This window comes from Tibeticola sp. (assembly GCF_022759015.1).
Lineage (GTDB): Bacteria > Pseudomonadota > Gammaproteobacteria > Burkholderiales > Burkholderiaceae_C > Tibeticola > Tibeticola sediminis.
The window spans coordinates 1-8,070 of the sequence record NZ_JAEMQB010000131.1 but is presented as its reverse complement, the minus strand read 5'-3'; the positions used below and the strand labels follow the sequence as shown (position 1 = coordinate 8,070).

Below are 8,070 nucleotides of genomic sequence, written 5' to 3'. Positions count from 1 at the left end.
GGAAAGAGGGAGTCAGAGCAGACCGGCTTCGCGCAGGGCCGCCTCGACCGTGGCGTGGTAGCCGTCCGAAAGCGGCGTCAGCGGCAGCCGGATGCCCGCGCCGATCTGGCCCATGCGCTGCAGGGCCCATTTGACCGGGATCGGATTGGCCTCGACGAACAGCGCCTTGTGCAGGGGCAGCAACTGCTTTTGAATTGCGCGGGCGCGGGCCACGTCGCCGGCGATGGCGGCCATGCAGAGCTCGTGCATCAGGCTCGGGGCCACGTTGGCGGTGACGCTGATGTTGCCGTGCCCGCCGAGCAGCATGAGGGCCACGGCCGTCGGGTCGTCGCCGGAATAGATGGAAAAGCCCTCGGGCGCTTCACGGATGAGCCACTGCGCGCGCTCGATGTTGCCCGTGGCTTCCTTGATGCCGACGATACCCGGCACCTGCGCCAGCCGCAGCACGGTTTCGGGCGCCATATCGGCAACGGTGCGGCCAGGCACGTTGTAGAGGATGATGGGCAGGTCGCCGGTGGCCTCGGCGATCGCCTTGAAATGCCGGTATTGGCCCTCTTGCGTGGGCTTGTTGTAGTAGGGCACGACCTGCAACTGGCAGTCGGCACCGACCTTTTTTGCAAAGCGGGCGAGTTCGATGGCCTCGGCCGTCGAATTGGCGCCGCAGCCCGCCATGACGGGCACGCGGCCGGCGGCCTGCTCGACGGTGACGCGGATGATCTCGCAGTGTTCCTCGACGGTGACGGTGGGCGATTCGCCGGTGGTGCCGACCACGCTGATGCAGTCGGTGCCCTCCGCGATGTGCCAGTCGATCAAGCGCCGCAGCGCCGCATAGTCGACGCGCCCATCCTCGAGCATCGGGGTGACGAGCGCTGGAATGCTGCCCCGGATGGGGCGGAAAGTGGATGTCATGGAGTTCGCAGCCAGGGAGCGAAAAGACTCATTCTAACGACGGCAGGGCGCAGGCCGATGGCGCTGCGTCGCGCACCGCCGCGAGGCGCTGCACGCAGCGCGTGGGCGCTTCGAGCCGCCCCTCCTCATACGCCACGACCCGCAGCGCCGGGCGGGCTCGGCACAGGCCGCAGGCGCGCAGCAGCTCGCCGCTCTGCAGCAGAAAGTCCGGCCGCGAGGGCTTGCCGAAGGCTTCGTTGCCGACGGCAAAGGTCTCGTAGATCAGCACGCCGCCGGGCGCGACGCTCTCGACCAGTGTGGGCAGCAGCGGGCGCCAAAGGTAGTTGGTGACCACCACTGCGTCGAAGCGCTGGCCCTCGAAGGGCCAGGGGCCGGCCTCGATGTCGGCGCAGACCGCGTGCACGCCGGGCAACGCGGCCAGCGCGGTGATGGCCTCGGCGTCGCGGTCGACGGCGGTGACGGCACAGCCTCGTTCGGCAAACCAGCGCACATGGCGTCCCCGTCCGCAGGCCACGTCGAGCACCCGAGCACCCGAGGCAACGAGATGCGCCCAACGCTGCACCCAAGGCGAGGGCGCCAAACCCGCATGGCTCTGGGCTGCGAAAGCATCAATTTTCATAGCAACACATGACCATTTCACGCTGGCATCGGGCCAAAAACATTGGAAATATCGGTCTTGGGGTGGCTTGACAGCGTTGCCCCATGCCTCAAAAGCATCCCCAGAGTTGGTTCGCGACGTCCAGCATGAAGTCGCCCCGCCCGTACAGGCTGAACACCGCCAGCAGCGTGGCCAGGGCCAGCGCCCACAGCAGCCAGCGGGGCAGCGGCTTCATGCGGCGGCCTGCACACGCGGCAGGCTGCGGCGGATCGGTTGCTCGTTCACGCGCAGATTCACCAGCGCCGCCACGATGCCGAGCGCGATGGCGATCCACCAGACGATGTCGTAGCTGCCGGTGCGGTCGTACAGCAGGCCGCCGAGCCACACGCCCATGAAGCTGCCGATCTGGTGGCTGAAGAACACGAAGCCGCCGAGCATGGACAGATGCGCCACGCCGAAAATCTGCGCCACCGCCGCGTTCGTCGGCGGAACGGTCGAGAGCCACAGCACGCCCATCACCGCGGCGAACACGTAGACGCTCGCCGGTGTGAGCGGCAGCAGCAGAAAGACCGAGATGGCCACGGAGCGGGCGAGGTAGATGAAGGCCAGGATGTGCCGCTTGGCCAGCCGCTGCCCCAGCGCGCCAGCGGCATAGGTGCCCAGCACGTTGAACAGCCCGATGAGCGCGAGCGCGTAGCTCGCGACCTGCGGCGAAAGCCCGTGGTCCTTGAGGTAGCTCGGCATGTGCACACCGATGAACACCACCTGAAAGCCGCAGACGAAATAGCCCGCCATCAGCAGCCGAAAGCTTGGGTAGGCCAGCGCCTCGCGCAGGGCCTGCAGGATGGACTGCTCCCCACGCACCCCGCCGGCGTGCGCACGCCGCTCGCGCAGCCCCCAGGCCAGCGGGATGATGAGCAGCACCGCCAAGGCCAGCGCCCACAGCGAGCGCTGCCAGCCCAGCGTGGTGATGAGCCAGCCCTCCACCGGCACCATCAGGAACTGGCCGAAGGAGCCCGCGGCGGCCGCCACGCCCATCGCCCAGGATCGGCGCTCGGGCGGTACGTTGCGGCCGATGACCCCGTAGATCACGGCATAGGTGGTGCCCGCCTGCGCCGCGCCGATCAGCACGCCCGTGGTCAGCGCAAAGCCCAGCGGCGTGGTGCTCTGCGCCATGCCCCACAGCCCCAGCGCGTAGAGCAAGGCACCGGCGATGAGCACGCGCAGCGCGCCGTAGCGGTCGGCCAGCATGCCGGCCACGATGCCGACCAGCCCCCAGCTCAGGTTCTGCACCGCCAGTGCCAGCGCGAAGCTCTCGCGCGACCAGTCGCGTGCCTGCGTGATGGGCTGCAGCCACAGCCCGAAGCCGTGGCGCACGCCCATGGACAGCGTGACGATCAGCGCACCGCACAGCAGCACCTGGGTCATGGAGAGCGGGCGGTGGCCAGTAGCCTGGCGGGGGGTGGCGGAACTCATGTGCCGAATGTAGCGAATTCGCCCCTGCTTTGCTGGCGTGCAAGCTGTATGGATAACCAGGTGTTTTCCGCGTGCCGCCGTACAATCGCGCCCCTATGGCTTCCGTGAACGAACCGAAAACCCAGACCGCCGCCTATGGCGAGGCGTCGATTCGCGTGCTCAAAGGGCTCGAGCCGGTCAAACAGCGCCCGGGCATGTACACCCGCACCGACAACCCGCTGCACATCGTGCAGGAGGTGATCGACAACGCCGCCGACGAAGCGCTGGCGGGCTTTGCGAAAAAGATCGCCGTCACCCTGCACGCCGACGGCTCGGTCAGCGTGGAGGACGACGGCCGCGGCATTCCGTTTGGCTTGCATCCCGAGGAGGGCGCGCCGGTGATCGAACTCGTGTTCACGCGGCTGCACGCGGGCGGCAAGTTCGACAAAGGTAAGGGCGGCGCCTATGCCTTCTCGGGTGGCCTGCACGGCGTGGGCGTGTCGGTGACCAATGCGCTGGCCACGCGGCTCGAAGTCACGAGCCGACGCGGCGGCGAGGTCGCGCGCATCGTCTTCGCCAGTGGTGACGTGGCCGAGCCGCTGGTCGTTCGCCCAGCCGAGGCGGGCGAGAAGCGCAGCGGCACCATCGTGCGTGTCTGGCCCGATGCACGCTATTTCGAGAGCAGCGTGCTGCCGCTGGCCGAACTCACCCATCTGCTGCGCAGCAAGGCGGTGCTGATGCCCGGCGTGACGGTCAGCCTCACGAACGAGAAAACCCGCGACACCCAGACCTGGCTCTACAAGGGCGGGCTGCGCGACTACCTTGCGCAAACCTTGCCCGCCGAGCCGGTCGTGCCCCTGTTCGAGGGCGAAGGCTGGGCCGATGCGCAAAGCGACAGTTTTGCCGAAGGCGAGGGCGCGGCCTGGTGCCTGGCCTTCACCGAGGAAGGGCCGACGGTGCGCGAGAGCTACGTCAACCTGATTCCCACGCCCGCGGGCGGCACGCACGAGGCGGGCTTGCGCGAGGGCGTGTTCCAGGCCGTCAAAGGCTTCATCGAACTGCACGGCCTGCTGCCCAAGGGCGTGAAGCTGCTGCCCGAGGATGTGTTCGCCCGCGCGAGCTACGTGCTCTCGGCCAAGGTGCTCGACCCGCAGTTCCAGGGCCAGATCAAAGAGCGGCTCAATTCCCGCGACGCGCTGCGCCTGGTGGCGGGCTTCGTGCGCCCCGCGCTCGAACTCTGGCTGCATGCCCATGTGGAGCACGGCAAGCGGCTGGCCGAACTCGCCATCCGCGCCGCCCAAACCCGCCAGCGGGCGAGCCAGAAGGTCGAGAAGAAGAAGGGCTCGGGCGTGGCGGTGCTGCCGGGCAAGCTCACCGATTGTGAAAGCCGTGACCTTTCGCGCAATGAGTTGTTCCTGGTCGAGGGCGACTCTGCCGGCGGCAGCGCCAAGATGGGCCGCGACAAGGAGTTCCAGGCCATCCTGCCGCTGCGCGGCAAGGTGCTCAACACCTGGGAGGTCGAGCGCGACCGCCTGTTCGCCAACAACGAGGTGCACGACATCGCGGTGGCCATCGGCGTCGATCCGCATGGGCCGGACGACACCGTCGATCTGTCCAGTCTGCGTTATGGAAAGATCTGCATCCTCTCCGACGCCGATGTGGACGGCGCGCACATCCAGGTGCTGCTGCTCACGCTGTTCTTCCGGCACTTCCCGCGGTTGATCGAGGCCGGCCATGTGTTCGTGGCGCGCCCGCCGCTCTACCGGGTCGACGTGCCCGCGCGCGGCAAGAAACCCGCAGCCAAGTTCTACGCGCTCGACGAGGGTGAACTCGCCGCCGTGCTCGACAAAGCCGCCAAAGAAGGCGTGCCGCGCGAGAAGTGCAGCATCAGCCGCTTCAAAGGCCTGGGCGAGATGAACGCCGAGCAACTGTGGGAAACCACGCTCAACCCCGACACCCGACGCCTCATGCCCGTGACGCTGGGCAGCCTCGACGCCGCGCGCACCACCGCACTCATGACGCAACTCATGGGCAAGGGCGAGGCCGCGGCGCGGCGCGAACTGATGGAACTGCACGGCGATGCGGTCGATGTCGATGTTTGAGGCGACGCTGAATCAGTCCCCCGCGCGCTGCGCATCCCGGCTGCGGGCGGTCTGCGTCGTTGCACATCCTCGCCATAGCTGCGGCTATGGCTGCGGTTTGCGCCTCGCATCTCATCCCGCAGTCGGGCGCGCACCATCACGGGAACTTGTTCAGCGTTGCCTCAAGGCGCCGCTGAACCCGAACGCCACACGCCATGACTGAGACCACGCTTTTCGACACCCCCGCTCCCGGCGGCGACGCCGAGTTTCCCGATCTGGCGCACTATGCCCAGCGCGCCTACCTCGAATACGCCTTGTCCGTCGTCAAGGGCCGTGCGCTGCCCGACGTGTGCGACGGGCAAAAGCCAGTGCAGCGACGCATCCTCTACGCCATGCACCGCATGGGCTTGGGCTATGGCGGCGCAGGCGGCAACGTGGCGGCCAAGCCGGTCAAGAGCGCGCGGGTCGTCGGTGACGTGCTCGGGCGCTTTCACCCGCACGGTGACCAGGCGGCGTATGACGCGCTGGTGCGCATGGCGCAGGATTTCTCGCAGCGCTATCCGCTCATCGACGGCCAGGGCAATTTCGGCAGCCGCGACGGCGACGGCGCGGCGGCCATGCGCTACACCGAGGCGCGGTTGGCCAAGATCACCCGGCTGCTGCTCGACGAGATCGACGAAGGCACGGTCGATTTCATTCCCAACTACGACGGCTCCACCGAAGAGCCGCGCCAACTGCCCGCACGGCTGCCGTTCGTGCTGCTCAATGGCGCGAGCGGCATCGCCGTGGGCCTGGCCACCGAAATTCCCAGCCACAACCTGCGCGAGGTGGCCGATGCGTGCATCGCGCTCATCAAAGACCCGGCGCTTTCGGACGAGGCATTGTTCGCGCTCATCCCCGGCCCGGACTACCCCGGGGGCGCGCAGGTCATCAGCAGCGCTGCAGAGATTGCCGAGGCCTACCGCAGCGGCCGTGGCTCGCTCAAGGTGCGCGCGCGCTGGAAGATCGAGGAGCTTGCGCGTGGCCAGTGGCAACTCGTCGTGACCGAACTGCCGCCCGGCGTGAGCGCGCAGCGCGTGCTCGAGGAAATCGAGGAGCTCACCAACCCCAAGGTCAAGGCTGGTAAAAAAGCGCTCACCGCTGAGCAGAACCAGCTCAAGGCCAGTGTGCTCGCGGTGCTCGACGCCGTGCGCGACGAGTCGGGCAAGGAAGCCGCGGTGCGCCTGGTGTTCGAGCCGCGCAGCAGCCGCATCGAGCAGGCCGAGCTCATCCGCACCTTGCTCGCGCACACGAGCCTCGAGACCACCGCGCCGATCAACCTCACCGCCATCGGGCTCGACGGTCGGCCGGTGCTCAAGTCGCTGCGGCAGTTGCTGACCGAGTGGATCGCCTTTCGCCAAAGCACCATCGAGCGGCGCACGCGCCACCGTCTGGCCAAGGTGCTCGACCGCATCCACATCCTCGAAGGCCGGCAGGCGGTGCTGCTCAACATCGACGAGGTGATCGCCATCATCCGCGCGAGCGACGAGCCCAAGGCCGCGCTGATCGAGCGCTTTGCCCTCTCCGATCGGCAGGCCGAGGACATTTTGGAAATCCGCCTGCGTCAGCTCGCCCGACTCGAGGCGATCCGCATCGAGCAGGAGCTTGCCGAACTGCGCGAGGAGCGCGCGCGGCTCGACGAAATCCTGGGCTCCAGCGCGGCGCTGCGCCGCCTCATGGTGCGCGAGATCGAGGCCGACGCCAAAGCCTTCGCCGATCCGCGCCGCACGCTGATTCAGGCCGAGAAGCGCGCCGTCGCGGAAGTCAAGGTGCTCGACGAGCCGGTCACCGTGGTCGTTTCGCAAAAAGGCTGGGTGCGCGCGCGCAGCGGCCACGAGCACGACCCGGCCGGCTTCGCATTCAAGGCGGGTGATGCGCTCTACGCGACCTTCGAATGCCGCACCGTCGACACCCTGATTGCGTTTGGCAGCAACGGTCGGGTCTATTCCGTGCCGGTGGCGTCCTTACCCGGCGCGCGCGGCGACGGCCAGCCGGTCACGAGCTTCATCGAGCTCGAGGCGGGCACTGAGCTCGTGCATTTCTTCGCGGGGCCGGCGGCGGCCACGCTGCTGCTCTCCAACTCGGGCGGCTACGGCTTCCTCGCCACGGTCGAGCACATGAGCACGCGCCTCAAGGCCGGCAAAGCCTTCGTCACGCTCGCTGAAGGCGAAACGCTGTGCCTGCCCTCGCATGTCTCGGGCCATTCGGGCAGCCGGCCGCTGGCGCCGGCCACGCAGGTGTGCTGCGCGTCGACCCTCGGGCGCATCCTGACCTTCGATCTCACGGAGCTCAAGCTCCAGTCCGGCGGCGGCCGCGGCCTGGTTCTCATCGACCTCGACCCCAAAGACACCCTGGCGGGCGCGGCAGCCTACACCCGCAGCGTGCGCATCGAAGGCATCGGCCGCGGCGGCAAGCCCCGCGAAGAAACGCTCGAAATCCGCAGCCTCAACAACGCGCGCGCCGCCCGCGCCCGTAAAGGCAAACTCGCCGACCTGGGCTTCAAGCCGCAGCGGGTCATGCGCGTAGAGTAGGGTGGGTCGGTATGGCCGCGCGGCCGCGGGGTTTTCCGTCCTCAAAACCGAAAGAGGCCTACGTGAAATGGTGCGTTTATGCTATGAAAAAACAAGCATTTCAGGGCCGCCGGAAAGCCATGTGGCGTGCGCGCACCGGGGTATCTGCCCTCTCGCTGGTGCTTTCCTTGGCTGCAATGAGCCTGCCGGCGCAGGCCGACGAGGGGCGGCTCTCGCTGCGCGAGCGCATCGCACAGCGGCGCGCGGCGACCGCGCCAACGCCAGCCGCCGCCGCGCTGCCTCTCACACCAGGCAACCATGAAATCCGCGTGGCGCATCAAGGTCTCGAGCGCAAGGTGGTGGCGTACGTGCCGCGGGTGGCCGAGGCGGGGCAGCCGCTGCCGCTGGTGCTGGCGCTGCATGGCGGGGGCGGCTTTGCCGAGTTCATGGCCGACGATACGCGCTACGGCCTCATCCG

General features: G+C 68.1%; 6 protein-coding genes and 1 pseudogene. 3 read left to right on the top strand and 4 right to left on the bottom strand.

The features are described from left to right. Positions 1 to 12: 12 nt before the first annotated feature. The 4 genes from dapA to JHC36_RS08500 form a co-directional block, all read right to left on the bottom strand. The gene (dapA, locus tag JHC36_RS08515; RefSeq protein ID WP_287918237.1) at positions 13 to 909 is read right to left on the bottom strand and encodes a 4-hydroxy-tetrahydrodipicolinate synthase; all 897 of its coding nucleotides are present in this window, start codon (positions 907 to 909) and stop codon (positions 13 to 15) included. 28 nt (positions 910 to 937) lie between these two features. Then, positions 938 to 1,528: a class I SAM-dependent methyltransferase gene (locus tag JHC36_RS08510; RefSeq protein WP_124220097.1), complete on the bottom strand. Its 591-nt coding sequence runs from the start codon at positions 1,526 to 1,528 to the stop codon at positions 938 to 940. 88 nt (positions 1,529 to 1,616) lie between these two features. Then, on the bottom strand, positions 1,617 to 1,742 hold the full coding sequence (locus JHC36_RS08505; protein ID WP_287918234.1) for a hypothetical protein: 126 nt from the start codon (positions 1,740 to 1,742) through the stop codon (positions 1,617 to 1,619). Further along, complete coding sequence (locus tag JHC36_RS08500; RefSeq protein ID WP_287918231.1) at positions 1,739 to 2,983, bottom strand: MFS transporter; 1,245 nt, start codon at positions 2,981 to 2,983, stop codon at positions 1,739 to 1,741. The genes JHC36_RS08505 and JHC36_RS08500 overlap by 4 nt, the downstream gene beginning before the upstream one ends. A 95-nt stretch (positions 2,984 to 3,078) precedes the next feature. Here JHC36_RS08500 and JHC36_RS08495 point away from each other — a divergent pair, with 95 nt between their 5' ends. The 3 genes and pseudogenes from JHC36_RS08495 to JHC36_RS08485 form a co-directional block, all read left to right on the top strand. Continuing rightward, positions 3,079 to 5,064 carry a DNA topoisomerase IV subunit B gene (locus JHC36_RS08495; RefSeq protein ID WP_287918229.1) on the top strand — a complete coding sequence of 662 codons (1,986 nt, stop codon included), beginning with the start codon at positions 3,079 to 3,081 and terminating at the stop codon, positions 5,062 to 5,064. 194 nt (positions 5,065 to 5,258) lie between these two features. After that, positions 5,259 to 7,613, top strand: a complete 2,355-nt coding sequence (gene parC / locus JHC36_RS08490; RefSeq protein ID WP_287918226.1) for a DNA topoisomerase IV subunit A — start codon at positions 5,259 to 5,261, stop codon at positions 7,611 to 7,613. A gap of 83 nt (positions 7,614 to 7,696) precedes the next feature. Continuing rightward, positions 7,697 to 8,070 (top strand): annotated as a pseudogene (locus tag JHC36_RS08485) (hypothetical protein); the annotation flags it as partial.

Coding starts and splice junctions, on each gene's coding strand:
- JHC36_RS08495 (WP_287918229.1), top strand. CDS start 3,079: ATGGCTTCCGTGAACGAACCGAAAACCCAGACCGCCGCCTATGGCGAG.
- JHC36_RS08505 (WP_287918234.1), bottom strand. CDS start 1,742: ATGAAGCCGCTGCCCCGCTGGCTGCTGTGGGCGCTGGCCCTGGCCACG.
- JHC36_RS08500 (WP_287918231.1), bottom strand. CDS start 2,983: ATGAGTTCCGCCACCCCCCGCCAGGCTACTGGCCACCGCCCGCTCTCC.
- dapA (WP_287918237.1), bottom strand. CDS start 909: ATGACATCCACTTTCCGCCCCATCCGGGGCAGCATTCCAGCGCTCGTC.
- parC (WP_287918226.1), top strand. CDS start 5,259: ATGACTGAGACCACGCTTTTCGACACCCCCGCTCCCGGCGGCGACGCC.
- JHC36_RS08510 (WP_124220097.1), bottom strand. CDS start 1,528: ATGAAAATTGATGCTTTCGCAGCCCAGAGCCATGCGGGTTTGGCGCCC.